General features: G+C 71.3%; 25 protein-coding genes and 1 riboswitch. Of the genes, 10 read left to right on the top strand and 15 right to left on the bottom strand.

Annotated elements, in window-relative coordinates; translation table 11 throughout:
• Positions 1-139 precede the first annotated feature (139 nt).
• On the bottom strand, positions 140-1,027 hold the full coding sequence (locus AB0H54_RS20190; protein ID WP_357346842.1) for a M48 family metalloprotease: 888 nt from the start codon (positions 1,025-1,027) through the stop codon (positions 140-142).
• An 86-nt stretch (positions 1,028-1,113) separates the two neighbouring features.
• A riboswitch (guanidine-III (ykkC-III) riboswitch) is annotated at positions 1,114-1,180 on the top strand.
• A 10-nt stretch (positions 1,181-1,190) separates the two neighbouring features.
• Between AB0H54_RS20190 and AB0H54_RS20185 the strand changes: the two genes are divergently transcribed.
• Positions 1,191-1,505 carry a multidrug efflux SMR transporter gene (locus AB0H54_RS20185; RefSeq protein WP_357346841.1) on the top strand — a complete coding sequence of 105 codons (315 nt, stop codon included), beginning with the start codon at positions 1,191-1,193 and terminating at the stop codon, positions 1,503-1,505.
• On the opposite strand, the gene AB0H54_RS20180 is transcribed toward AB0H54_RS20185, so the two are convergent.
• Positions 1,489-2,001, bottom strand: coding sequence for an SRPBCC family protein (locus tag AB0H54_RS20180; protein ID WP_357346840.1), 513 nt, complete (start codon positions 1,999-2,001; stop codon positions 1,489-1,491). The two genes, AB0H54_RS20185 and AB0H54_RS20180, sit on opposite strands and share 17 nt — an antisense overlap.
• An 80-nt stretch (positions 2,002-2,081) precedes the next feature.
• Positions 2,082-4,940 (bottom strand): BTAD domain-containing putative transcriptional regulator, encoded by a 2,859-nt coding sequence (locus AB0H54_RS20175; RefSeq protein ID WP_357346839.1) that lies wholly within the window; start codon positions 4,938-4,940, stop codon positions 2,082-2,084.
• Between the two features lie 238 nt (positions 4,941-5,178).
• On the opposite strand from AB0H54_RS20175, the gene AB0H54_RS20170 reads away from it, so the two are divergent.
• The 3 genes from AB0H54_RS20170 (at position 5,179) to AB0H54_RS20160 (ending at position 9,234) form a co-directional block, all read left to right on the top strand.
• Positions 5,179-6,399, top strand: a complete 1,221-nt coding sequence (locus tag AB0H54_RS20170) for a PE-PPE domain-containing protein (protein ID WP_357346838.1) — start codon at positions 5,179-5,181, stop codon at positions 6,397-6,399.
• A gap of 105 nt (positions 6,400-6,504) precedes the next feature.
• Complete coding sequence (locus AB0H54_RS20165) at positions 6,505-7,548, top strand: TetR/AcrR family transcriptional regulator (RefSeq protein ID WP_357346837.1); 1,044 nt, start codon at positions 6,505-6,507, stop codon at positions 7,546-7,548.
• Positions 7,549-7,656: 108 nt separating this feature from the next.
• Entirely contained in the window at positions 7,657-9,234 is a 1,578-nt protein-coding gene (locus AB0H54_RS20160) for an FAD-binding protein (RefSeq protein ID WP_357346836.1), read from the top strand.
• Here the strand turns inward: AB0H54_RS20160 and AB0H54_RS20155 are convergent.
• Positions 9,227-10,045, bottom strand: coding sequence for a cyclase family protein (locus AB0H54_RS20155; protein ID WP_357346835.1), 819 nt, complete (start codon positions 10,043-10,045; stop codon positions 9,227-9,229). The genes AB0H54_RS20160 and AB0H54_RS20155 overlap by 8 nt on opposite strands.
• Before the next feature lie 128 nt (positions 10,046-10,173).
• Here AB0H54_RS20155 and AB0H54_RS20150 point away from each other — a divergent pair, with 128 nt between their 5' ends.
• Entirely contained in the window at positions 10,174-11,220 is a 1,047-nt protein-coding gene (locus AB0H54_RS20150) for an alpha/beta fold hydrolase (RefSeq protein ID WP_357346834.1), read from the top strand.
• Between the two features lie 4 nt (positions 11,221-11,224).
• Here AB0H54_RS20150 and AB0H54_RS20145 read toward each other — a convergent pair whose 3' ends face one another.
• A complete protein-coding gene (locus AB0H54_RS20145; protein ID WP_357346833.1) occupies positions 11,225-12,133 on the bottom strand; it encodes a LysR family transcriptional regulator in 909 nt (302 codons plus the stop codon).
• 74 nt (positions 12,134-12,207) lie between these two features.
• On the opposite strand from AB0H54_RS20145, the gene AB0H54_RS20140 reads away from it, so the two are divergent.
• From AB0H54_RS20140 to AB0H54_RS20125, 4 genes are all read left to right on the top strand, one after another.
• Entirely contained in the window at positions 12,208-13,716 is a 1,509-nt protein-coding gene (locus tag AB0H54_RS20140; protein ID WP_357346832.1) for an MFS transporter, read from the top strand.
• Between the two features lie 109 nt (positions 13,717-13,825).
• Complete coding sequence (locus tag AB0H54_RS20135) at positions 13,826-14,716, top strand: SDR family oxidoreductase (protein WP_357346831.1); 891 nt, start codon at positions 13,826-13,828, stop codon at positions 14,714-14,716.
• 190 nt (positions 14,717-14,906) lie between these two features.
• Positions 14,907-15,860, top strand: a complete 954-nt coding sequence (locus AB0H54_RS20130) for a fatty acid desaturase (RefSeq protein WP_357346830.1) — start codon at positions 14,907-14,909, stop codon at positions 15,858-15,860.
• A gap of 37 nt (positions 15,861-15,897) precedes the next feature.
• The gene (locus AB0H54_RS20125; protein ID WP_357346829.1) at positions 15,898-16,143 is read left to right on the top strand and encodes a hypothetical protein; all 246 of its coding nucleotides are present in this window, start codon (positions 15,898-15,900) and stop codon (positions 16,141-16,143) included.
• A gap of 58 nt (positions 16,144-16,201) precedes the next feature.
• Here AB0H54_RS20125 and AB0H54_RS20120 read toward each other — a convergent pair whose 3' ends face one another.
• The 6 genes from AB0H54_RS20120 to AB0H54_RS20095 form a co-directional block, all read right to left on the bottom strand.
• A complete protein-coding gene (locus AB0H54_RS20120; RefSeq protein ID WP_357346828.1) occupies positions 16,202-17,449 on the bottom strand; it encodes an ABC transporter substrate-binding protein in 1,248 nt (415 codons plus the stop codon).
• Positions 17,446-18,501: a branched-chain amino acid ABC transporter permease gene (locus AB0H54_RS20115; protein WP_357346827.1), complete on the bottom strand. Its 1,056-nt coding sequence runs from the start codon at positions 18,499-18,501 to the stop codon at positions 17,446-17,448. Before AB0H54_RS20115 ends, AB0H54_RS20120 begins: the two co-directional genes overlap by 4 nt.
• A complete protein-coding gene (locus tag AB0H54_RS20110; protein ID WP_357346826.1) occupies positions 18,498-19,379 on the bottom strand; it encodes a branched-chain amino acid ABC transporter permease in 882 nt (293 codons plus the stop codon). The genes AB0H54_RS20115 and AB0H54_RS20110 overlap by 4 nt, the downstream gene beginning before the upstream one ends.
• A 3-nt stretch (positions 19,380-19,382) precedes the next feature.
• Complete coding sequence (locus AB0H54_RS20105) at positions 19,383-20,105, bottom strand: ABC transporter ATP-binding protein (RefSeq protein ID WP_355272456.1); 723 nt, start codon at positions 20,103-20,105, stop codon at positions 19,383-19,385.
• Positions 20,102-20,860, bottom strand: coding sequence for an ABC transporter ATP-binding protein (locus AB0H54_RS20100; protein WP_357346825.1), 759 nt, complete (start codon positions 20,858-20,860; stop codon positions 20,102-20,104). The genes AB0H54_RS20105 and AB0H54_RS20100 overlap by 4 nt, the downstream gene beginning before the upstream one ends.
• A 262-nt stretch (positions 20,861-21,122) precedes the next feature.
• Positions 21,123-21,884 carry a 3-hydroxyacyl-CoA dehydrogenase gene (locus tag AB0H54_RS20095; protein ID WP_355272460.1) on the bottom strand — a complete coding sequence of 254 codons (762 nt, stop codon included), beginning with the start codon at positions 21,882-21,884 and terminating at the stop codon, positions 21,123-21,125.
• 81 nt (positions 21,885-21,965) lie between these two features.
• On the opposite strand from AB0H54_RS20095, the gene AB0H54_RS20090 reads away from it, so the two are divergent.
• A complete protein-coding gene (locus AB0H54_RS20090) occupies positions 21,966-22,610 on the top strand; it encodes a TetR family transcriptional regulator (RefSeq protein WP_357346824.1) in 645 nt (214 codons plus the stop codon).
• Here the strand turns inward: AB0H54_RS20090 and AB0H54_RS20085 are convergent.
• The 4 genes from AB0H54_RS20085 to AB0H54_RS20070 all read right to left on the bottom strand — a co-directional run bounded on the left by AB0H54_RS20085 (position 22,544) and on the right by AB0H54_RS20070 (position 25,358).
• A complete protein-coding gene (locus tag AB0H54_RS20085) occupies positions 22,544-23,422 on the bottom strand; it encodes a TIGR03619 family F420-dependent LLM class oxidoreductase (RefSeq protein WP_357346823.1) in 879 nt (292 codons plus the stop codon). The genes AB0H54_RS20090 and AB0H54_RS20085 overlap by 67 nt on opposite strands.
• Positions 23,419-24,231: an SDR family NAD(P)-dependent oxidoreductase gene (locus AB0H54_RS20080; protein ID WP_357347544.1), complete on the bottom strand. Its 813-nt coding sequence runs from the start codon at positions 24,229-24,231 to the stop codon at positions 23,419-23,421. Before AB0H54_RS20080 ends, AB0H54_RS20085 begins: the two co-directional genes overlap by 4 nt.
• 2 nt (positions 24,232-24,233) lie before the next feature.
• On the bottom strand, positions 24,234-24,737 hold the full coding sequence (locus tag AB0H54_RS20075; protein WP_357346822.1) for a nuclear transport factor 2 family protein: 504 nt from the start codon (positions 24,735-24,737) through the stop codon (positions 24,234-24,236).
• Between the two features lie 90 nt (positions 24,738-24,827).
• Positions 24,828-25,358, bottom strand: a complete 531-nt coding sequence (locus AB0H54_RS20070; protein ID WP_355272467.1) for a VOC family protein — start codon at positions 25,356-25,358, stop codon at positions 24,828-24,830.
• Positions 25,359-25,374 lie beyond the last annotated feature (16 nt).

Below are 25,374 nucleotides of genomic sequence, written 5' to 3'. Positions count from 1 at the left end.
CGCGGCGGCACCTCGCGCCCCGCGGACCCGCACCCCGAGCTGCCCTCGCGGTGCGGATCGCTTCGTGGCCGCCGCTGATCCGGCGCACCCGCCGACTGTTCCTCCGGCGGGTGCGCCTCTTCCCCGACCGTCGGCGCGATCAGGCCGCGGCGGTCCGCCGAATCGCGTGCAGCCGTTCCGATGTCGGCGGATGGGTGCCCAGCCAGCGGGCCCTGGCCGCGAGCAAGGCCGACTCCGGCGATGTCTCGTACGGCAGCCACTTCCGCAGTGCGCCATGGAGATCGCGGCCGTACCCGAACTCGACCGCCATCCGGTCGGCGGCGAACTCCGCGCGCCGCGAGCGCGCCGCCGCCGTCAGCGGTTCCAGGACGAGCAGGCCGATCAGGACGACCACGACCGGCACGCCGATGCGCGGCGTCAGCACGACCGCCGCGACCACCAGCAGCGCGGCCGAGATCGCCGATCGGATCAGGAACCGGACGGCACCGGGCCCCCGTGCCGCGCGGACCGGGATCTTGCCGATCGCGCGCACCGTGCGGGCCGGGAGCGCGACCCACTCGTCGAGCAGCCGTAACCGTGGATCGAGCATCAGGTGATGGGCGAGTTCATGGGCGAGCACCGCCGCCAATTGCCGTGGCCGCAGCGATCCGATCGCCCAGCTCGTCACCGCGACCATCCGCGCGGGCGCGGCGAACGCGTTGAGCGTGCCCGATTGCTGCACCCACAGCGAATAGGGCCAGCCGTCGACGCCGGCGGTCCGGGTGACGTCGGACCACGCGGTCGCGAGCAGGTCCGGTTCCGCGCCGACCGGCTTACGGAAGCCGTAGGCGGCGGCCGCCTGGCCCCGGTTCGGGTGGAACCACGCGGCACTGGCCACCGCGCACCCGATCACGAACCACAGCGCGAGCACGACCGCCGCCGCCCAGCGACCGACGGCGACTCCGACGACGTACACCAGGACTCCGTTGAGCGCCACGCTCGGCAGCGTCAGCAGAAATCCCCCGGCGAATGCGCGAATCCTCCCCACGCACGCGAGTTTACGGCGAGCCACCGACACCCTGGTGAGCCCGACCACCAACGCTTGCCGCCCGGTAACCGGCGTGCCATGGTGGAGGCGAGCCCGGACTTCGGGCGACCGGACGAGGGGTGCCGTACCCGGAGTGCGACAAGACGGCCCGAGGAGGGCTGTGATGTCGTGGATTCTGCTCGTCGTGTCCGGATTCCTGGAAGCCGTGTGGGCGACCGCGCTGGGCAGATCCGAAGGCTTCACCCGGCTGGTGCCGTCGGTGGTGTTCTTCGTCGCGCTCATCGCGAGTATGGCCGGATTGGCCGTCGCCCTGCGCGAACTACCCGTCGGCACCGCCTACGCGGTCTGGGTGGGCATCGGCGCGGTCCTCACCGTCACCTACGCCATGGCCACCGGCACGGAACCGATCACGATCGTCAAGCTGGTGTTCCTGACCATGATCGTGACCGGCGTCGTCGGCCTCAAACTGGCCCACTGACCTGCGAACCGGATGTCCGCTCGTCAGCGGGCCGGGGCGGTGTGGCTTCGACCAGTTCGCGGAGTGCCTCGACGTCGCGGGTGAGGTTGCGTTGCAGCATCCGTGCCAGGAGCGCACCGAAGGGCCGTTGCAGTCCGTGCGGTCGCACCCGCAGGTCGAGGCGGACCGCGCAGCGGGCGGGCGCGAGCGCGGTGACGGTGCGCGCGCCGTCCGCGTCCGCTCCGCTGACGGTGCGCCAGGTCAGGCGGGTGCCGGGGACGACGGTGCCGACCTCGCCCCGGGTACGCCAGGTACGCCCGGCGAAGCGGAGTTCTTCGGTGGTCCGGGTCGCCGCGGTGGCGATGCCGGGTGGGTCGGCGGTCATCGCGACTACGCCGGTGCGCCACCGTGGGGCGTTGGCGTAGTCGGCGAGGACCGCCCAGACCTGCGCGGCGGGCCGGAAGACGGTCGTCGCGGCACAGAGTTCGAAGGTGCGCGCGTGCTGGGGATCAGACATGGTTCGGCCCTCACGGTGTCGGTGCGGAGCGGCCGGTCGGCGGCTCGTCTCGACTGTCGCGCCCGGGTGTTTCAGTCCCGCTACAGCGACGGCGTCCCCGGCCCGAGCTCCGGCCGGTCGGCGCGTGCCAGCGCACCGACCAGATCGATCACCGCGGGCCAGCTCAGCGCCGCACCGTCGGTCAGCTCGTCCGGTCGCGAGTGGGCGGCCAGCAGCCGGTCCATCCGCGCGACGATCGCGGGATGGGCGAACTGGGCGTAGCGGCGCGGATCGGCGCCGACCCGCGCGGAGTGGTGCAGTGCCGCCGCGCGCACCCGCAGCGCCTGCTCCGGTCGTCCCCGCGCCATGAGCGCGTACGACGCGGCGTACACCGCCCCCAGCGCGTCGGCGATGTTCGACTGCCGGGCGAACACCCCCAGCGCGCGATCGAGGGCGGTGAGAGCTGCGGCGGCGCCGTCGGTGTCGTCCGGGTCGGCCAGGATCGCCCAGGCCAGCACCACATCGGCCATGCCTTCACACCACAGGTGACCGCAGTCGGCGCTGCGTTCGCGGGCCACCCGCAGCAGGCGCACGGCCTCGGTCCGACGGCCCTCCAGCAGCAGCACGGTGCCCGTGCCGAACTCCGCGCAGCCGCGGATCCACTCCGGCGTCGGCAGCCGGTCGACCTCCGCGACGAGCGCGTCGACCGCCACCCGCGCGGTCGCCGGGTCACCGAGCGCGGTCCACGCCAGCGCCCGATACATCAAGGCGGACAACCACAATTCCCGCTCGGTCTCCGGTCCGCCCAGGGTGGCCATGGCGGCATCGGCACCCGCGAGCGCTTCCACGGGGTCCCCGGCGTGGAACGACACGATCGACAGACCGAGCAGCCCGAAGGCACGATCGGCGGCGGGGGCATCGGCCGCGGCCGCCAACGCGTCACGCAGCAGCGTGCGGCCGACCGCCACGATGCCGAGCACACTCCACGCGAACTGCAGGGCCGCCACGGTCCGCAGTGCCGCCACCGGATGGTGCTCGAGATCGTAGGCGATCCCCGCCCGGAGATTCGGCAGCTCCGCGGCCAGCGACCGGTAGGCGCCCGCGGCGTGATGGCCGGTCAGCAGGGCCGATTTCTCGGCGGCGAAGGTGCGCACCCAGCGCGCGTGCTCGGCCCGGCTGGCCCCCGGGGCGGGGTCGACGCCACGACAGTAGCCACGGACGGTCTCCAGCAGGCGGTAGCGGGTGCCGGAGGGCGTGTGCTCGAGGGTGAGCACGGACCGGTCGACGAGCGAGGCCAGCGGGGCGAGCACACCCGCATCGGGGTGTGTCGCCGCGGCCGCCTGCCAGGTGAATCCGCCCTCGAACGGCCACAACCGCACCAGCAGAGCCCGATCGCCGGGGGCCAGATCGTCGACGCTCCACCCGATCGCCGCGGACAAGTCGGCGTGCCGCGACAGCGATCCGTGCGGGGTCGGACCGAGCACGTCTCGCCGGTCCCGCAGATGGGTCGCGATCTCGGTCAGGCCGAACGCGCGTTCGCGCGCGGCCGCCAGTTCGATGGCCAGGGGCAGGCCGTCCAGCATCGCGCAGATCTCGTGCGCGGCCGTCCGATCCGCGGCGTCGGGCCGCCAGCCCGCCCGGCCGGCGCGCACCCGGTCGAACAGCAGGCGCACCGCGGCACCGTCGTCGCCGAGCCCGTCGAACACCGGCAGCGGCGACAGGGCCAGCACATGCTCGCCGTCGACACCGAGCGGCTGTCGGCTGCTGGCCAGGATCCGCAGGTGCGGGCAGGCGGCCAGCACCGTCACCACGACGCGGGCGACCGGTTCGACGAGGTGCTCGCAGTTGTCGAGCACCAGCAGGCCGGGCGTCGCCGCCAGCGCCCGGCAGATCTGGGTCACGGGGTCGCCGGTGCGCTGGACCAGCGACAGCGTCGTCGCGATCGCGGTCGGTACGGCGTCGCCGTCGTCGACGTCACCCAGGCGCACGAACCATCGGTCGACGGGCGCCTCCGCCGCGGTCCAGTGTTCGATCGCCAACCGGGTCTTGCCCACGCCGGCGGGTCCGACCACGCTGACCAGTCGCTCGGTGGTGAGCAGCTCGCCCAGCACGCGCAGCTCGTCGTCGCGGCCGAGGAAGGTCGACAGCGGCCGCCGGTGCGGTGGGCGGCGGCCGGGCGGGGAATCCGGCCGCGCGCCAGGCGATTCCACCAGCAGACCCGGATCCTGCGCGAGCATCCGGCGTTCGAGCGACCGCAACGCCGGACCGGGTTCCACCCCCAGTTCCGCCACCAGCAGCTCGCGCACCCGGCGCAGTTCGGCCAGTGCCTGCGCCTGACGACCGCTGCGGTACAGCGCCGAGGCCAGCAGCTCCCAGCGCCGCTCCCGGAACGGTGCGGCCGTCACCGCCTCGCCGAGATCGGCCACCGCCGTCGCGAGCTCACCGCACGCCAGCCGCGCCGCCGCCCGCTCCTCGATCGCGACCTCGTACAACTCCCTGAGCCGGATGCGCTCCGCCAGCGGACCGTCGGCCTGCTCCAGTTCCGGCCACGGGTCACCCCGCCACAGCGCGAGCGCTTCGCTCAGTACCCGCTCGGCGGACACGGGATCGTCGACGGCGAACTCGCGCACCCCGGCGGCGACCAGGTCGGTGAACCTGCCGAGATCGGTGCGCTCGGCCGGGAGTGCCAGCAGGTAGCCGGACCCCCTGCGGCGCACCAGCTCTCGCCCGGCGGGGCCCAGTGCGGACCGGAGCCGGGAGGCGACGACCCGCAAGGTCGCCGATGCCTGCCGTGGCTGGTCGGCACCCCACACGAGGTCGGCGAGGGCGGCATCGGAGAGCGGCGAGCCCGCACCGGTCGACAGCGCCGCGAGGAACCGTCGCGGCACCGGGCCGCCCAGATCCACGACGTGCCCGTCCACCTCGACCTCGATCGCGCCCAGTGCCCGCAGGAACACCACCACGAAACCCTATCCCGAGGCCGACACGCGATCCGGGATCCGCGTTGCGACCTTGTCGCCCCGCACCCCCGCTGGCACAATTGCTCGGAAATTGCCGAGGTCTCGCTCTTCCCTCCCGCTGAAGGGGTAGCCCATGCCGCAGACATCGAAGACGCGAAAGACCCATCGATCGGCAACCGGTAGACGACGTTCAGCGGCACGCGGGGGTACGTCCGCCGCGCTGCTCACGGCACTGGGTGTGGCATGGCTCGAGATACAGAGTGTCGGCGCGGTCGCGCTGGCGGCGACGACGGTGCTGATCGTGCCCGGCACCGGTACCAGCGACCCGTCGGTGGCCCACGATTTCGAGAGCAACGCGTACCAGAACTTCGTCGTTCCCGGCGCACACGGTTGTACCGACAACGCTTGTCCCGGCGTCACCTTCGTTCCCGTTCCCTACGACGCGTCGCTGTGGCCGGTCATCTCGTCGAAGGGCCCCGAGGCGTCGTCGGCGAAGTGGGACCCCTCGGTCGCCGACGGCGTCGCCACTCTCGGCGCGCTGGCCGCGCGTCAGCTGGGTGCCCCCGGGAACGGCGGCATCGTGATCTTCGGCTATTCGCAGGGTGCGACGGTGGCCAGCGCGGAGAAGACCGCCCTGGCCGGGCTGACGCCGGCGGAGAAGAACCGGCTGACCTTCGTCCTCATCGCGAATCCGAACCGTCCCAACGGCGGCATCATCGAACGGCCGGTGCGTTTCGGTGAGATCCCGGTCGCCGACATCAGTTTCGGCCCGCCCACCCCGACCGACACGGGCATCGCGACCACGGATATCGCCATGCAGTACGACGGCATCTCGGATTTCCCCGCCTATCCACTCAATGTGCTCGCCGATGCGAACGCCCTGCTGGGCACCCTGCTGATCCACCCCTCCTACCTGCAGCCGAAGGGCGACGGCGCGGGCAGCGCACCCAAGGCGGGCGCGGCGATCTACGGCTACCGCGATCCCGCCGACTTCGTCGCCCAGCAGAACTGCGATGCGCACCCCGGGAATTGCCAGAGCCACGGTGACACCACCTACACGACGATCCCCAGTCCCGAGGGCACCTTGCCCCTGCTGTACCCCTTGCGCGCGGTCGGACAGCACACGAACACCACGAGTGTCACCGAGCCCGCCGCGGTCCTGCTGGAACCGGCGCTGCGGGTCCTGATCGAGACGGGATACGACCGCACCGACTACGCGGAGCCGACGCCGCTGCGGTTCGACCAGCCGCTGAACCCGAGCAAGACCGCCTCCTTGCCGGTGGACCTGCCCGCCGCCATCGACGAGGGCATCGCCGACGCCCTCGCGGAGATCGACGACCCGGCACGCACGCCGGACCGGACGCTGCCCCCGGCCGCGGCCCTGGCCAATCTCGACGACCTCCTGCCCCCGAACCCGGTGACACCGCTGCTGCGCGACTTCTTCCCACCCGCGCCCTGAGACCACGCCGGAATCGCCGGATGCTTGATACCGAAACTAATAGTTTCGTATGCTGCCCTGGTGGCGACAGGGCGACGAGGGGCCGGCCGACCGCGCGAGGACCGCGTGGACGCGTCGATCGCGGCGGCGGTGCGTGCGGTGCTCGACGAGCGCGGGTACGCGGGGTCGACCGTGGACGCGGTCGCGACCCGCGCGGGCGTGAGCAAGGCGACCATCTACCGCCGCTACGCGACCAAGCAGGAGATGACCTTCGCCGTCCTGCTCCACGATCTGCGCGCGGCGGCGCCCGCCGACACCGGCAGCCTGTCCGGCGATCTGCGCGCGCTCACCGCCCAGATCGCGACGCAGGTGCGCGGCGCTGGCGCGGGCAACCTGACCGGCCTGCTCGCCGACATCCGCGCCGACCCCCGCCTGCGCACCCGTTTCGCGACGACCTTCCTGCCCGTGGAACGGCGCATCATCACGACGGTGCTCGACCGCGCGATCGCCCGCGGCGAACTGACCCGCGCGCCGGACCCGGCCGTGGTCCAGGCGCTGCTGCTCGGCCCCCTCTACTCCTGGCTGATCATGCTCGACGAAAACCCCACGCGCGCCACCGAACTCACCGGTCTCGTCGCCGCCGTGGTCACCGAGGCGCTCACCACGAATCTGCTGCCGACCCGCAGATCACCCGACGCACAGCCGGGGACCGAGCCCGGCGGGCCACGGCCACCACCGGCGCCACGCACGTCCCCATGGCCAGGACTCAACGCTTCCACCGAAGATCGTCCCGAACAAAGGAGTTCCATGAACAAGACATTCACCGCCGTCGCCCGCGTCGCGGCCGCCGGGGTTTGCGGCCTGGCGTTCGTCGCCGTCATCGGTTCCGGCACCGCGCAGGCGGCACCGCAGGACTGCCGGGTCGAACGGGATCTCTTCGGCGCGTCGGCCACCTGTCAGCCCGACGGCGGAAGCAACTACGTTCTGCACCTCGACTGCTTCGGCTTCTACGCCAACGGCCCGTTCCCGATGTACACGATCGGCTCCTACACCGTGCTCAGCTACCCGTTCGAGCCCTCGGGCCAGCGCATCTCGGCCGCGTGCACCGGCATGGGCCCGGGTGTCGTCGCGGCCGCCACCAACGCGTACGTCGAGGTCTACCGCGGCTAGCGAGCCGCGCGGCGCGCCCGATGTCGGGACCACTCGCATCGGGTCTCCGCGGCGCCCCGGTTCGGCTAGGGTCCGAGCAGATCGACCGCGCCGAGCGAAAGGAGCACGATGTCGCTCTCCCGTCGGCAGTTGCTCGCCGCAGCCGCGCTCGGCGGCGCCGTCACCGCCATCGGCCTACCCGCCGCCAGGGCCGAGGGGCGGGTGCTCGGTGCAGGCGACCACGAGTACGAGGAGCTGACCCGGCGCGGCTACAACCGCCGGTTCCAGGCCCGACCGGCGAAGATCTACCTGCCCACGACGACCGAGCAGGTCCGCACCGCGGTCGCGAGATCCGTCGCCGAGGGGACGCGGATCGCCGCACGCTCGGGCGGGCACTGCTTCGACGACTTCGTCGACCACGCCGCCACCCGGTCGCTCATCGATCTGAGCAGGATCGACGCCGTGTACTGGGACGAGCGCCTGCGCGCGTTCTCGGTCGGCGCAGGCGCCGACATCGGCACCGTCTACGACGCACTGCTCCGGAACGGGGGCGTCACCGTGCCGGGCGGGATCTGCCTCGGCGTCGGCATGGGCGGCCATCTCTGCGGTGGCGGCTACGGCCCACTGTCGCGGCGGCACGGACTCGTGGCCGACCACCTGGCCGGAGTGGAGGTGGTGACGGTCGACGCCGACGGCGCGGTGAAGGTGGTGCTCGCGACCCCCGACGGACCCGACCGCGATCTGTGGTGGGCCCACACCGGCGGTGGCGGCGGCAATTTCGGTGTGGTGACACGGTTCCTGCTCCGCTCCCCCAGCGCCGACGGCACCGATCCCGCCGCGGCCCTGCCGAAGCCGCCGGGCAGCATGCTCAGCACGCGACTGATCGTGCCGGTCACGACGGAGGAGTCGTTCGTCCGCTTCGTCGGCAACTACCTCGCCTTCTTCGAACGGCACAGCGCGCCCGGCGACGAGTTCACCGGCCTGTACGCCCCGCTCATGATCAGGACGACCGGCACCGCCGCCGCGGAGCTGCTCGTGCTGCTCGACGCCGACGCACCCGACGCGCGCGCTCGACTGGACGCCTTCGTCACGACGGTGACCGACGGTGTCTTTCCCCCGGCGATCCCGACGCCGGTCGCCCAGCTGTCCTACCCCGACACGGTGCGTCAGGTGTACTACGCGAAGGGCCCGAGTGAGCTCCGGGTCAAGGTGAAGGCCGCCTATCTGCGCACGGCGTACTCTCCCGACCAGCTCCGGATCTTCTATCGCTACCTCACCGATCCCCGGTTCCTCGGCGAGTCCCAGCTCGAATTCCTGCCGTTCGGCGGCGCGATCAACGCCGTCCCCGCCGACGCGACCGCCATGCCCGCGCGCGATTCGTTCATGACGATGCTCATCCACGCCGCCTGGCGCCGGCCCGCCGGCGACGACCGCTTCCTGCGCTGGGCCCGCGACATGTACCGCGACGTGCACGCCGACACCGGCGGGGTCCCGGTCCCCGGCGACACCTACGGCGGCAGCTACATCAACTACCCGGACCCGGACCTGGCCGACCCGGCGTGGAACACCTCCGGCCTGCCCTGGCATGCGTTCTACTACCGCGACAACTATCCCCGGCTGCACCGGATCAAGACCGATCGGGACCCGGGAAACGTTTTCGCGCACCAGCTCTCGATCGGCAGGCCCGAGTGGGGACCGATCAGGTGAGGGCGAGCACTCGGCACGGTCCACCCGTACCGCCCGCGTGCTTCGGCGCGCCCACGACGACCGTCGCCCCGGACGGCGGAACCGTCGCGAGGTTCGCGAGCATCTCCACGCCGTAGCGGCCCGCGCCGAGCAGCGTGGTGTGCGCGCCGAAGTCCGGGTCAGCGCCGCAGTCCAGGCTGAGCGTATCGACGCCCGCCCCGACGATCCCGCACTGCGCGACAAGGTATTCCGCGGCATCGGCCGAGAATCCCGGCGCGTGCGGCCTGCCCTGACCGTCCAGATTGAGAAAGGTCGACGGTTCGGCCAGGCGCCGCTCCCAGCCGGAATACATCGCGACGAAGGCCCGCTCGGGGATCTCCCCGAACTGCGCTCGCCATCGGTCGATATCGGCGACGGTGACCACCGCGTCGGCCTCGGTGGCGGCCTTCGCGCTGATGTCGATGACCACGAGCGGGGCGACCAGATCGTCGACGACCAGCGCATCCGTCGTCGCGCCGCCGACGATCCGATGCGCGGGCGCGTCGAGGTGCGTGCCGGTGTGTTCCCAGTAGCCGAGGGCGAACTGTCCGAAGCCACCGGAGGCGTGTCGTGCCACCGGCACCAGGGCGATCGGCGGATTGCCCGGCCACACCGGCAATTCCGGTGTGAGCGTGTGGGTCAGGTCGATCACGCCCCCGGTGCGCGGTGCGGCGGCAGCGGGTGCGGGTACCGCCGCGGCGAGCGCGGTCAGGCCCGCGAGACCGAACAGGGCCCGCCGGCTGGGACGCGGCGCACCGTCATGGGCGAGACGAACGATCTCCGGCGAGCACATCGGCCCAAGATAGCCGAGCGCGCCGGGCCCGGCGCAGATCTACGCGCCGGGCGAATTCGCCTCCCCGAGATAAGTCGGACACGATGTCCAGGTAAACTGTGCGGCGGGCACGGTCGTGGAGGTATGTGATGGTCAGCTGGGACAACGCCGTGCGCAATGTGGGCGCGCTGCTCGGCCCCGGAATCGAGCCGTATGTTCCGACGCCGTCGGAGGTCGTCTACGACCATCCGCACCGGCGGTTGCGGCGCTATCGCCGCAGCACCGAGAGCACCGGCAACCCCGTTCTGCTGGTCCCGCCGCTGGCGGTGACCATTTCCTGCTACGACCTGCGGCCCGGCCAGAGCCTGGTCGAGTACCTGCTGGAGATGGACCGCGACGTCTATGTCCTCGACTACGGCGAGATCGGCTACGCCGACCGGAACCTGGGTTTCGAGGAATGGGTCGACGACATCGTGCCGACCGCCGTCCGCCGGGTCAGCGCGGCGCACGCGCACGCTCCGGTCGACGTGATCGGCTGGTCCTTCGGCGGCACGATCAGCCTGCTCACCGCGGCCGCCGACCCCCGGCTGCCGCTCGCCTCGCTCACCGCGGTCGGCACACCGTTCGATCAGCGCCGCAACGGCCCGATGGCGCTCGCGCGCTCGGTCGGCCGCCTGACCTCGGGCCGGATCGTCACCGAGCCGGTCCGGCTCGTCGGCGGCATACCGAAACAGGCTGTGCGGCTGGGCTTCCGGGCCCAGGCGCTCGATCGTGAACTCACCAAACCGTGGTACATCGCCCGCAATGCCGGTGATGTGGAGGCGCTGGCGCGCATGCAGGCCGTCGACCGGTTCATGGACGAGATGCCCGGCTATCCCGGCCGGTTCTACCGGCAGGTCTATCGCCAGCTGATCGTGCGCAACGAGATGTGGAAGGGCACCGTGCATCTGAGCCCCTATCACGCGATCGAGCTGGCCGCGATCACGGTCCCGGTCCTGCTGATCGGCGGCCGCCGCGACAAACTCGCCTCGGCCGCGTCCGTCGCCGCGGGGACCGAGGTGCTCACCGGCGCGCCGGTGCGCTTCGCCGAGGTCGACGGCAGTCACCTGGGCATCATCGCCGGTCCCGGTGCCCGCGACTCCAGCTGGGCCGCGATCCGCGACTTCCTCGCCACCGAGGTCCCCCAGTGCGTCTGAGCCGCTAATCCGGCTCACTCGCGAAGGCACCGAGGATGGTGTCACGCAGCCAGCGCTGCGCCGGATCGGTGTCGAGCCGGGCGTGCCACGACAACCGCACCTCGACCGCGGGCAGCGGCGCGGGCACCGCGAACCAGCGGATGCCGAGGGCCGGACCGTACTGCTCGGCGAGGCGCTGCGGAACGAGGCCGACGTAGCGACTCGACGACACCAGCAGGGCGGCGACCGCCGAGGTGGGCACCACGGCGGCGACCTGACGGCGCAGTCCGGCGGCCTCGAGCACCTCGTCGAGCGGACCCCTGGTCCGTCCGCGCCGGGACGCCGACACGTGCGGATGACGACACAGCTGTGCCAGGGTCGGGCGCCGGTGCCTGCCCAGCGGACTGTCGGCGCGCACGATGCCGACGAGTCGTTCCCGGTACAGCGGCGCCGTCCGGATATCGGGCGCGGCGCCGTCACCGGCGCCGATGTCCAGGTCGACGGAGCCGTCGCGCAACGCCTCCACGCTCTCGGTGCCCTCGGTGACGAACCGCAGGATCACCCCCGGCGCCAACGCCGCGGTGGCCTCCACCACGGTGGTCGCCAGGGTGGCGGCCACGCCGTCGTTGATGCGAATCGTGAAGGTGCGCTGCAGGTCCGCCGCGGCGATATCGCGCTCGGCACTGATCAGCGCCGACGCCTCGTCGAGCAGCGAGCGCACGCGGGGCGCGGTGCGCAGCGCGAACGGGGTCGGTGTCATCCCCCGGCCTGCCCGGACCAGGATCGGATCGTTCATCGCTCGCCGCAACCGGCTCAGCGCACGGCTCGTCGCGGGAATCGACAGGTGCAGCCGTTCGGCCGCCACGGTGACGCTGTGGTCCTGCAACAGCGCGTCGAACACCCGCAGCAGGTTCAGATCGAGCTGCTCCGCCATAGTTGCATCGTACGCAAAGTATTCTTGCCAAAGTTGCGTGGCAGGAAGTAACAGCAGGCACATAGCGTTTTCCCATGCAATGGAATGTGCTCACCCGCGAGCGGATGCCGCGGGAATCGTCATCGGCGCCGGCCTCTGGCCCCGCCCTCCTCGCGATCATGTGCGCCTGCGTCGTCCTCGTCGTCGGCATGGTGGCCGCGATCAACCTCGCCGTCCCGATGCTGGCGTCGAGCGGCCTCCGCCCGTCCGCGTCGGCACTGGTCTGGATCGTCGACTCGTATGTGATCGTGTTCGCCTGCCTGGTGATTCCCGGTGGGGCGGCCGGAGATCGGTTCGGGCGCAAGGGCGTGCTGATCGCCGGTCTGGTGGTGTTCGCGAGCGGTGCGCTGCTGTCCGCCGTCGCGCCGAACATCGCGGTCCTGCTCCTCGGCCGGGCGCTCACCGGGGTGGGCGCCGCCGCCGTGCTGCCCAATACGCTGGCGGTGCTGCTGCACGCCGTCGCCGCCGAGCGCCGGGGCCCGACCGTCGCGACCTGGGCGTCGATGACCGGCATCGGTGGTGTCGTCGGCAATGTCGGCGGCGGGGCGATCCTGTCCGGGGGATCGTGGCGGTGGCTGTTCGTGGCGGTGGTGCCGATCGCGCTGGTTCTCGTGGTGCTGGTGGCCCTGTTCGCGCCGGTGTCACCGCGGCACGACCGGCGACTCGATCCGCTGGGAACGGCCTTGCTCGTCGGAGCCTCGGTGGCCCTGCTGGTCGGCATCGTCGAGGGGCCAGAGGCGGGGTGGGGCAGCACGGTCGTGATCGCCGGATTCGGCTGTGCCGTGGTGCTGTTCGCGCTGTGGGTGTTCGTCGAGCTGTCGGTCGAACATCCACTGCTGGATCCGCGTGTGTTCCGCTCGCCCGAGCTGCGCAGCGCGTGCCTGGGGATGACGACGATCTTCTTCGGCATGTTCGCGCTGTTCTATGTGAACGCCTCGTTCCTGCAGTACGGCAAGGGGTTCGGGGTGCTGCGCACCGGGCTGGGCATCGTCGCGCTGACCGTGCCGATCATCGTCGGCGCACGCCGGGTCGGCGGGCTGGTGCGGCGCATCGGCGCGGACGCGACGATCGCGCTCGCGTTCGTATTCGTCGGTGGTGGCCTGCTCGGGTTGTCGACCTGTGGCGCGAGCACGCCGTATCCGGCCTATGCCGCCTGGCTCGTCGTCACCGGAATCGGTGTGACACTGGCCCTTCCGACGCTCTCGGCCGCCATCGCCGGATCGCTGCCGCCCGCGCAGGCCGGTGTCGGCGCCGGGCTCCAGGCCACCACCCGGGAATTCGGCAGCGCGCTCGGGGTGGCCGCGGTGGGCACCGTGCTCACCGCACGGTTCTCCGACCTGCTGCCGGCGGACCTGCGCGCCGCGCACGCACCGCACACCGTCGCCCAGGCGCTCGCCGTCGCCCCCGATCGAGCCGACGACATCCTCACCGCGTTCGTCTCGGGCACCCAGTCCGGGCTCCGCGTGATCGGCGTGGCGGTGCTGGTTCTCGGCGGCTCGGTGGTCGCGCAGTCCTTGGTCTCCGGGCGCGGAGGGCAGCGGTAGGACCGGCGAAACCCACCCTCCCACTCTAGATTTCACCCTTCTGCGGCCGCGAGTCGACCGCCTCCACCCCGTCCGCGCGAGTCGCGGGCAACCCTCGAGGAGTGTCACCATGCATGTCTTCATCACCGGAGCGACCGGATGGATCGGCTCGGCCGTCGTCGATCACCTGCTCGCCACCGGACACGTCGTCAGCGGCCTCGCCCGCTCCGAGACCGCCGCGGAGGTGCTCGCGCGCAAGGGCGCCCGGCCGCGGCGCGGCGACCTCGACGACGTCGACGGCCTGCGCGCCGCCGCCGCGGCCGCGGACGCCGTCGTCCATCTCGCCAACAAGCACGACTGGACCGACCCGGCCGGAACCAACCGCACCGAACGCGCCGCGGTCACCGCGATGGCCGAGGCCCTGACCGGCAGCGACCGGCCGTTCGTCCTCGCCGCCGCACTCTCCGGCCTGACCAGGGGCCGCCCCGCAACCGAGCGCGATCCCTCCCCCGCCGTCGGCCCGGATTCACCCCGCGGCGGCAGCGAGAACCTCCTGCTCGCCTACGCCGACAGAGGCGTGCGAGTGATCAGCAGCCGATTCGCGCCCTCGGTCCACGGGCGCGGCGACACCGGATTCGTGGCGAGTCTGGTCGCGGCGGCCCGGCGGCACGGCCGCTCCGCCTACCTCGGTGACGGTGACACAGCCTGGGCGGCCGTGCATCGCGGCGATGCCGCCCGGCTCGTCCGGCTCGCGCTCGAGGCGGCACCGGCCGGATCCGTCCTCCACGCCGTCACCGAGGACGCGATCAGCACCCGCGCCATCGCCGACGCCATCGGGCGGATGCTCGATGTGCCGGTCGTGTCCATCCCACCCGAGGACGCCACCGAACACTTCGGGTTCGTCGGCCGGTTCTTCGGCATGGACATGTCGGCGTCGAGCGCGCACACCCGGGAACTGCTGTCGTGGACGAGTTCCGGTCCCGCCTTGCTCGCGGACATCGAGAACGGCGCGTACGCCTGAGATCGAGCGCCGACGCCCGCTGGTCCTCGGACAGCGGGTGTCGACGTCCTGTCCGTCGGCGATCGCCCGTCTTCCCGGTACGGCGGTCACACAGGTGTGACGCTCGGTACTTTCACCCTGTCGCGGACTGCGCGTCGATGGCAGGATCAGCTGCGGGAGTTGCCTGATCTACCCGGAGTGACGCTGCATCATGACCGAAACCCGCACCCCCGGCCCGGCTCGCCCGTCGAGATCCACCGACGGCGACCTCGTGAACGTCCGGCTCATCGCCCTGGCGATGGCCATCGGCTCGACCCAGCTGTTCATCCTCCCGCTACTGCTGCTTCCGCGGAACGCGGCCTGGGGCTGGATCCTGGTGCCGCTGGCGCTGACCACCACTCCGTTCTGGTCGCTGATCCACGAGTCCATCCACGGCACACTGCTGCGGGACCGCGCACGCAACGATCGCGCGGGCCGGGTGCTGGCCACCGTGTACGGCTCACCGTTCGCGCTGCTGAAAGCCGGTCACCTGCTGCATCATCGCTACAGCCGGGTCCGCGAACGCGCCGAGATCTACGATCCCGCCACGACCAGCCGGTTCCGGGCCACGCGGTCCCACTACCTGCAACTCCTCGGCGGCCTGTATCTGCTCGAGCTGATCGCCCTGCTCCTCGCCGCGATGCCGGCGCGGACCATCCGGGCGCTGGCCCGCCGGGTGGAGGCCCCCGAGTCGGTCGGCGGCCTCCTGCTCGAGCGGGTCGCCCAGCCCGCCGTGCTCGACAAGTTCCGCACCGACGCCGCCGCGATCGTCACCGTCCACGCGGTGGCGTTCCTGGCCTACGGCGCGCACGGCTGGATGCTGCTCGCCGCGATCGCCGCCCGCGCCCTGGTCATCTCGCTCTCCGACAACGCCTACCACTACGGCACCGACCTCGACGCACCCCGCGAGGCGATGAACCTGCGCCTGCCCCGCCTGCTCGAACGCTGCACCCTCAACTTCACCCTCCACGACGTCCACCACCGCCACCCCGGCCTGCGCTGGCACGAACTCCCCTCCCGATTCCGCGACGACGGCGCCCACTACCACCTCGGCTGGTTCACCGCCGTCGCCCGCCAGTTCCGCGGCCCCATCCCCCTCGACCGACCGACCGTGCGCCACGACTGATTCCCACACACACCACGGCGGGCTGGTGGACAGCGGCATGGCGTGGACGATCCTGCGGCCCACCCAGTTCGCGTCCAACGCCCTGTGGTGGGCGCCCGCGATCCGCGAATCCGGGGGTGTCGAGATACCGTTCGCCGACATCGGGCTGCCGACCATCCATCCCGGCGATATCGCCGCAGTGGCCGCGCTGGCCGCGACCGACGACACCGTCGCCCGGATCACGGGCAGGCAGCCCCGCCCGTTCCACGAGTGGGTCACCCACCATCTCACCGAGTTCCGGTGAGAAACAACGACGAGCTGGTCCCGTGGCCGAGGCACGGGACCAGCTCGTCGTGATGGGGCTATCCGGTGGTGTCGATGATGGAGCCGACCAGGCTCCAGCGGTCACCGGTCAGGCGCTGGATCTGCAGGGCCTCGATGGGGAACGCGTCGCCGTTGCCGGTCTTCAGCGAGACTCCCGGGAGCAGCAGATCGATCGGGATGTTGTTCAGGTTGCGCATGGAGTCGCGCAGGCCCTCGCGGGTCGGGCAGGTGGCGGCGGCCATGGTCTTGGCGAAGCTGTCGGCACTGGTCCAGCCGATGATCGCGTAGTTGCTGGTCGGGTCGATGCCCTGGCCGTAGCGGGCCAGCTTGTCCTTGTAGTCGCGCATCGCCGGGTCGGCGTCGCGGGCGGGGTCGGCGGGGTCCTTGGTGTAGGCGGCCGACACCACGCCCTGGATGTTCTCGACGCCGACCGGCTTCAGCGTGGTCACCGAGTTGGAGACGGTGGTGATGACATGCAGCGGGTTCCAGTCGCCGGTGCGCGCGTCGGCGGCGAGGGCTTGCGCGGTGAACTTCGGGGTCGAGAAGTTCAGCAGCACATCGGCTTTCGAGGCGGCCAGGTTGCGAACCTGCGGCTCCACCGTCGGATCGGTGACCTCGTAGCTCTGCTCGGCCACGATCCGCACGCCGCTGCCCGCCACCGCCGCGCGGAAGTTGTCGAGCAGGTCCTTGCCGAAGTCGTCGTTCTGATAGAGCACCGCGACGGTCGCGTCGGGCCGTTCCTGCCGGACGTACTTCGCGTAGGCCCGCGCTTCGGACCGGTAGCTCGGCTGCCAGCCGATGGTCCACGGATGCGCGGTATCCGAGCCCCACTTCGTGGCGCCGCCGGCGACGAACACCTGCGGGACCTTGCGCTGGTTCAGGTAGTCCCACACCGCGGACGAGGTGGCCGTGCCCAGCGTCGGGAAGACCGCGAACACCTGATCCTGCTCGACCAGCCGGCGGGTCTCCTCCACGGTCTTGGGCGGCTGGTAGCCGTCGTCGCGCACCAGGTATTCCACCTTGCGGCCGTTGATGCCGCCCTTCTCGGCATTGAGATAGTCGAAGTAGGCCTTCCCAGCTTTCCCCGCCTCGCCGTAGGCCGACGCGGGCCCCGACAGCGGGTACACCCCACCGAGTTTGATGGTGGTGTCGGTGATGCCGACGGTCTGCTGCCCCTGGCAGTCACCGCCCGCCGTTGTCGCCGTGTCGCCGCGACCACCACACGCGGTGAGGGCGAGCATCGCCGCCGCCGTGACACCGGCGACCCGGAATACCTTGGTTCTCATGGTCTTACGCCTTTCCGAGCAAGCAGGGTGAGGAGGTGACGAGGGAGCCGGGCGAGGAGTCCGGCCAGTCCGGTGGGTGCGAGATACATCAGGCCGATGACGACGATGCCGAAGATCACCCCGGGTGCGGCGTCGTTGACGTCCTGGGCCAGGCTCGGCACGTACATGACGAACGCGGCACCGAGCACCGCGCCCCACAGCGACCCGAGACCGCCGACGACGATGCCGGCGAGCAGCGTGATCGACAGGGCGACGGTGAACGAATCCGGTGACACATAGGCGATCACCCAGGTGTAGACGCAGCCCGCGATCCCGGCGAGCATGGCGCTCCAGGCGAAGGCGAGGGTCTTGTAGACCGCGAGCCGGACACCCATCATCTCGGCGACGATCTCGTTGTCGCGGATCGCCCGCAGCGCCCGGCCGACGCGTGATCGCAGCAGCCCGGCCACCGCCGCGAAGCTCAGTGCCGCCGTGGCCGCCGCCAGGAAGTACAGCCACTGGTCCTCGGCCAGACCCGTCCACGCCGGGGCGCTCGGCTTGGTGACGGTCAAGCCCATGGATCCGCCGGTGACCGCATCGAATCGCTTCAGCAGCGGCACCAGGAAGACCGCGATCGCCAGCGTCACCAGGGCCAGGTACAGCCCGTGCAAGCGCAGGGCCGGGATGCCCACCGCGACACCGAACAGGAAGGTCACCGCGGCGGCCGCCGGGAGAGCGGCGAGATACGGTGCGTCCCAGTGGTGCATCATCCCGGCGGCCACATACGCACCGGCGCCGAAGAAGGCGCCGTGCCCCAGTGAGATCTGCCCGGTGTAGCCGACGAGGAGGTTCAGCCCGAGCAGCGCGATCGCGTAGACCATCACCATCGAGAGCTGGAAGGTGTAGAAGGGCGCCAGCTGGAACGGTGCCACGCAGACCGCCACGGCCAGTGCCGTGAGGACGAGCGCGGTCCGGTGCGCGGTCACGAAGGCGACCAGGCGCGCACGCGGTGCGGGTGACGTCCCACCGGGTTCGGCGGCGGGCGCGGTGTGGTGCAGTGCGGTCTCGCTCATACTCGCTGCACCGCCGGGGTTCCGAAGAGACCCTGCGGGCGCACCAGCAGGACGGTGATGATGATCAGCAGCGGCACGGCGATCTTGAGCTCGGTGCCGATCGCGTCGATATAGGCGCCCGCCAGTGTCTCGCTGACCCCGACGATCAGGCCACCGGCGACCGCGCCGACCGGGGAGTCGAAACCACCCAGCGTCGCCGCGGCGAAGGCGTAGATGAGGACGCCGCCCATCATGTTCGGTTCCAGGAACAGCATCGGCGCGGCGAGGATGCCCGAGACCGCGCCGACCAGGGCCGCCAGGCCCCAGCCGAGGGCGAGCACGACGCCGACGCGAATCCCGTTCAGCCGGGCGGATTCCGGGTTCGCGGCCACCGCCCGCATCGCCAGCCCGATCTTGGTGAACCGGAACAGCGCGAACAGCGCCACCATCACCAGGCCGACCACCGCGAGCACGCCGAGGCTCTGATAGCTCGCGCTCACCCCGCCGGTGCCGATCGCGCCCGCGGGGAACGGGCTCGGAAAGGTGTGCAGCTGGAACGACCAGATCCATCCCGCCGCGGCATTGACGAAGAAGTACAGGCCGACGGTGACGATCACCAGCGTCAGTTCGGGTGCGCCCTCGACCGGGCGGATCACCACCCGTTCGATGAGCAGGCCGCCGGCGAAGGAGACCGCGAGGGCGGTGAGCATGGCCAGCCACAACGGCATTCCGCTCTGGCCGAACTGCCAGGCGAGAAACGCCGAGAACATGGCCAGCTCGCCCTGGGCGAAGTTCGCCACGCCGGTGAATCGGTAGATGAGGACCAGTCCCAGCGCCAGGCTCGCGTAGATCGCGCCCGCGGTGAGACCGCCGAGGAGTTGTTCGAGAAATGCATGCATGGGTCAGGCCTGATATCCGAGGTAGGAACGAGCGATGTGGTCGTCGGCGTCGATCTGGGCCGGCGTGCCCGACAGCACTACCCGGCCGGTCTCCAGCACGTGGGCCCGATCGGCGATGGCCAGCGCGAGATGCGCGTTCTGTTCGACCACCACGACGGTGGTGCCGTCGGCTTCGTTGACGGCGGCGATGATGGCGAACAGCTCCTGGGTCACCAACGGCGACAACCCGAGTGAGGGCTCGTCGAGCAGCAGCAGGCGCGGCCGCATCATCAGCGCGCGGCCGAGAGCCAGCATCTGCTGCTGGCCACCGGACAGGCCGCCCGCCTGCTGCCGCAGTTTGTCTTTCAGGATCGGGAAGTAACCGAAGACCTTGTCCAGGTCGGCACGGATCGCGGCGGTGTCGCGGCGGGTGAACGCCCCGGCGCGCAGGTTCTCGGCGACCGTCAGCGGCGCGAAGGTGCCGCGCCCCTGCGGCACGTGCGCGACGCCGAGCCGCGCCACCGATTCCGGCGTCGATCGGCCCAGCACCACGCCGTCCACGCGCACGCTGCCCGCGCGCGCCCGCACCATGCCGCTCGCGGTCCGCAGCAGGGTGGTCTTGCCCGCGCCGTTGGGGCCGAGGATCGCGCACACCTCGCCCTGGGCCACCGACACACTCACCTCGTGCAGCACCTGCGCCGCACCGTATCCGGCGCACACGCCGTCGACGACGAGGAACTCGCTCATGCCGGGGTCCCCAGGTAGGCGGCGACGACCTCGGGATGCCGTTGCACCTGCGCGGGCGTGCCCTCGGCGATCACCCGGCCGAAGTCCAGGCACACCACCCGATCGCACAGGCCCATCACGAATCCCATGTGGTGTTCGACCACGATGACAGTCAGGGCGAATTCGGCGTGCACGGCGCGGACGAGCGCGGCGAACTCGAAGACCTCGCCGTGGCTGAGACCGTTGACCGGCTCGTCCAGCATCAGCAGCCGCGGCCGGCAGGCCAGTGCCCTGGCCAGTTCGATCCGTTTGAGTGTGCCGAACGGGAGTCCGGCCGCCGGGTGGTCGGCGACGTCCAGCAGATCCAGGCGTTCGAGGACCTCGTGCACGTCGGCGACGAGCCGGGTCTCCTCGCGCCGGACCCCGGGCAGCCACAGGGCCGCCGCGCCGAATCCCGACGTCGCCCGGTGGTGCGCGCCGACCAGGACGTTCTCGCGCACCGTCATGTGCTCGAACAATCCGAGATTCTGGAACGTGCGGGCGATTCCCAGCCCGGTCAGCTCGTCGGGACGCTTCCGCAGCAGATCGATTCCGCGATAGGTGACCGTGCCTGCGTCGGGCTTGCCGCGGCCGGTCAGGCAGTTGAACAGCGTGGTCTTTCCGGCGCCGTTCGGGCCGATCAACCCGAGCATCTCCGACTCCCCGACGTCGAAGCACACTCCGTCCAGGGCGGTCACGCCACCGAATCGGACGGTGATGTTCCGTATTTCCAGCAAGCCGTCCTCCGCTCCCCGGATCGTGTCGCCACGATGTCGAGCTGTGCGCTGCCGACGCTGGTCTGCGCGTCGGGCGCCAGTATCAAATCAAGGGCCTGCGGCGGCGGGGAGGACGAACGAGTAGCACCGATGGGACGAGTGAAATGTCCCAATTGTCCCGGATGACCGGGACGGAATGCGGTAGCCGGTCACGGCACCGGACCCGGACAGACGACCACCGGCCGGGCACAGTGCCCGGCCGGTGGTCGTGGTGCCGATCGGATCAGCGCGGCGCCATGCGGATCGCGCCGTCGAGGCGGATGGTCTCGCCGTTGAGCATCGGGTTCTCCACGATGTGCCGGGCCAGCGCGGCGAACTCGGTGGGCTGGCCCAGGCGCGAGGGGTGCGGCACCTGCGCGCCGAGCGACTGCAGCGCCTCCTCGGGCAGCGTCTCGAACAGCGGGGTGCGGAACAGACCGGGCGCGATGGTGACGACCCGGATCTTGAAGCCCGCCAGGTCACGCGCGACCGGCAGGGTCAGGCCGACGATGCCACCCTTGGACGCCGAGTAGGCGGCCTGGCCGATCTGGCCGTCGTAGGCGGCGACGGAGGCGGTGTTGACGATGACGCCCCGCTCCTCGCCGACCGGCTCGGTGGCCGCCATGCGCTCGGCAGCCAGCCGGATCACGTTGAACGTGCCGACCAGGTTGACGTTGATCACCTTGGTGAAGTCGGCGAGCGGGAACGCGCCCTTCTTGCCGACCGTCTTGATCGCGTTGCCGATGCCCGCGCAGTTCACCGCGATCCGCAGCGGCGCCAGCGATTCGGCGACGTCGAGGGCCGCGGACACCGCCGATTCGTCGGTCACGTCCGCTGCCGCGAAGGCCGCGCCCTCGCCCAGCTCCTTGGCGATGGTCGCACCGTTGGACGACGGCAGGTCGACGATGACGACCTTGGCGCCCTGCGCGTGCAGTTCCCGCACGGTCGCCAGGCCCAGACCCGACGCGCCGCCGGTGACGATCGCGGACGCATTGACGAATTCCATACCAGTTACTCCTGTTCGATGAGGTGACTCGTGGTCGACCGCAATATTGACACACCTCGCCAAAACTGGTTGGCTTTCGCCGTGACGCCGCCCGCTGCCCGCCGCCCCGGCCGCCCGTCGGTGCTGGACACCCGGGCCGTCTCCGTGGGCGCGCTGCGCCTGTGGACCGAACGCGGTTTCGCCGCGACGAGCTGGAACGACCTCGCCGAGGCCACCGGGATCAGCGCGCGAACCCTGTTGCGGCACTTCTCCTCCCGGGCCGAGATCGCCTGGCTGGGGGTCGCGCCTGCCACGGACCGGCTGCGCGACGCGCTCACCGGCGCGGCCGAGGACGCGCTGCCCGCGCTGGTGGTCCGCACGGCGATCGTCGAATCGGTCTCGCGCGACCCGCGGATCCATGAGCTCGCGCCGGATTGGCTGCGATTGATCTCCTCCGAACCCGAGCTCGCCGCGACCGCGCCCCGGATCTACCAGCCCTGGATCGATACGCTCTCGGGCTATCTCGCCCGCCGGCTACCCGGCTCCCCCGCCGCCATCTGCCGGGCGCTCGCGACCGCCTACCAGTCCGCGACCTTCGCCGCGCTGATCGAGTGGGCCGAGTCCGGCGCGGGGGACGACTGCGCCGACTCGGTCGATCGGATGCTGCGGTGGATGGACGGTCACCTGCCGGGAACCGGCACCGCCCCGGACTCCTCGTCGCGGATCTCGGCCAGCGCGCCGAGCTGATCGCAGTAGTGCTCGGCCGAGGTCGCCGATAGCGCGGCGCCGATCACCGTCGCGCCCGCGCGGGTCGCCGCCGCGAGCTTCTTCCTTGTCCCCGTGGGGTTTCCGAGCGGGTCCAGGGATCCGGCCGAGAGCACGACCTCGAAGCCGGCGGGCGGCTCGCGGCGGGCGAGCAGCGTGCCGATCTCGTCGAAGGTCAGCCCGAACGGGACCCAGCCGTCGGCGAGGTCTACCGCGCGCCGCAGCGACCGGGCCGTGCGGCCACCGACCCACAGCGGGACCGATTCCTGGACGGCGTGCGGTTCGACCACCAGGTCCGAGAACCGGTGATACGGGCCGTCGTGGTGCGGGACGCGCTGCGACAGCGCGGCTCGCAGCGCGACCAGGGCAGCGTCGGCACGGGCGCCACGGTCGTCGAACGGCACGTCGAGGAGCTCGAATTCCTCTTGAAGCGAGCCCACTCCCAGGCCGAGGACCAGCCGTCCACCGCTCACGACATCGAGCGTGCCGTAGCGCTTGGCGATCTCGAGCGGATGGTGATAACCGAGGACGAGCACCTTGGTGGCCAGCCGGATCCGTTCGGTGCGCGCGGCCAGGTAGCCCAGGGTGGCCAGCGGATCCCAGTACGTCGCGCCACGCACCGCCGCGACGGCGGTCGGCACCGCGACATGTTCGCTGCACGTGAGGTGATGGAAACCGAGCCGGTCGGCGACGACCGCGATCCGCGCCAGTTCGGCGATGCCCGCCGACTCCTCCCACGGGCTGTGCGCGCCGGGCACCCGGGTGACCACCGGGGTGTCGATCCCGATCCTCATCGCACCGCCTCCCGAGCGCCCGGCGGCGGCAGGAGCTTGCGCGCCCCGGCGCTCGCCGCCAGCAGCAGCGCGGCCCGGTCGGTTCCGCTGTTGCGCTCGGCGATCGCGGCGAACTCCGTCACCACGACGACAGGTCCGTTCGGCAGGCTCGCCAGCCCCTGCGCGGCGACCTCGCGGGGTTCGGAGACCCGCAGGCCGGGCCGGTCCATCCGCAGGCCCGCTCGGGCCATGGCCGGGGTGCGGGTCACACCGAGGACCAAGTGCAGGACATCGACGTCGTAGTCGCGCATCTCCAGCCACAGCCCCTCGGCGAAGGTCCGCAGGAACGCCTTGGCCGCCGCGTAGACGCTGATCTGCGCCGACCCCAGATAGCCGCTGAGCGAGCCGACCAGCAGGATCCCGCCGCGGCGCCGCTCGCGCATGGGCGCGCCGAAGTGCTGGACCAGCCGCAGCTGGGCGGTGATGTTGAGGTCGATCACCTCGCGGAATCGGTCGAGGTCACCTGTCACGAACTCGTGGCCGTAGGTGTTGGCGCCCGCGTTGTAGACGAGCAGGCCCACGGTCAGGTCCTCGGTGAGGGCCACGATGCGGTCGAGCGCGTCCGGGGCCAGCAGATCGACCGACAGGGTGCGCACCTCGACGCCGTGGGCGCGGCAGACCTCGGCGGTCGCCAGCAGCGGCTCTTCCTTGCGCGCCAGCAGTACCAGATGTGTGCCAGCGCGGGCGAGCTGCTCGGCGAATTCGGCGCCGACGCCTTCCGATCCGCCCGCGATCACCGCCCAGGGTCCGTACTTGTCGAGATCCATGATGCTCAGCTCCGTTCGGATCCGGTGCCGACACCGCCGAGCAGCTCGCGCGCCTCCGGCCTGCCGTCCAGCAGCCGGGCCACCCGGCGCTCCACCTGCCAGCGACCGTCGGCCTTGACCAGTTCCCAGCGGTTCGCGGTGATCCGGGCGACCCGGAAGTCCGCGGTCGTGCCCGGCACCTTCAGCACCAGCTGCGAATGGCCGATGGCCACCGCGCGATCCCCGTCCACCTCGATGTGCGGCAGGCCGATCAGGTGCGCGGAGCCGTTGGTGATGAAGCCCTGATGCGGTGCGCCGCCGACCATCGCGCGCAGTTCGGCGCGCCCGCGCAGCATCCCCGAATCGACGTCGTACTCACCGTCTTCGGACCACAGTGCGGCCGTGGCGTCGGCGGCTCCGCTGTCCACCGCGGGACCGTAGGCGGCGATCAGCTCGAGGATCTGCCATTTGTCCTCCATCACCTGCACGCGTCGCAGCAGTGCGCCGATGTCCCCGGTCGTCTGTGTCATGGATCCCTCACGTCGTCGAATGGCTTCGACAGTAACCACGTTCGACCTGACGGTGTAAGAAATTCCTCCCACTCAGTGGGCCGAATCCGGTCAGGACAGGGCGGCCCGCCGCGCCGCGACCCGGGCCCACACCTGCGGGTCGGTGCGCGGACCGCCCGGGGTGTCGGCGCCGTATCGGCGGATCTGGGCGTCGATGTCCAGCGGCGCGGTCAGGGAGGTGCCGGGCGCCAGCGCGTCTTCCACGTGCGCGTCGGGCACCAGCCAGCACACCTCGAACTCGATGCCGTCGGGGTCACGCGCGTAGAGCGCCTTGGTCGACCCGTGATCGCTCGCGCCGGTCAGCGCGTCCGCGGCGGCCAGAGCGTCGCGAACCGCGGCCAGCTCCGCCAACGTATCCACTTCCCACGCGACGTGATACAGCCCGACCGAGCCCTGTCCCGCACCGCGCGTCCTGGCCTGGAAGAGCCCCAGATCGTGGTCGTTGGCCGAGCCGGGGTGACGCAGGAAGGCGCCGCCGGGGAACCCCTCGGCGAGCCGCTCGAATCCGAGCACGTCCTCGTAGAACGCGATGCTGCGCGGCAGATCCGCGACGAACAAGACGATGTGGTTGATGCCCCGCATGCCCGGTGACCTCCTG

It is taken from the genome of Nocardia sp. NPDC050718 (genome assembly GCF_040654235.1).
Lineage (GTDB): Bacteria > Actinomycetota > Actinomycetes > Mycobacteriales > Mycobacteriaceae > Nocardia.
Note: the sequence above shows the minus strand (reverse complement) of the source record. Positions and strands in the feature narration are given on the sequence as shown.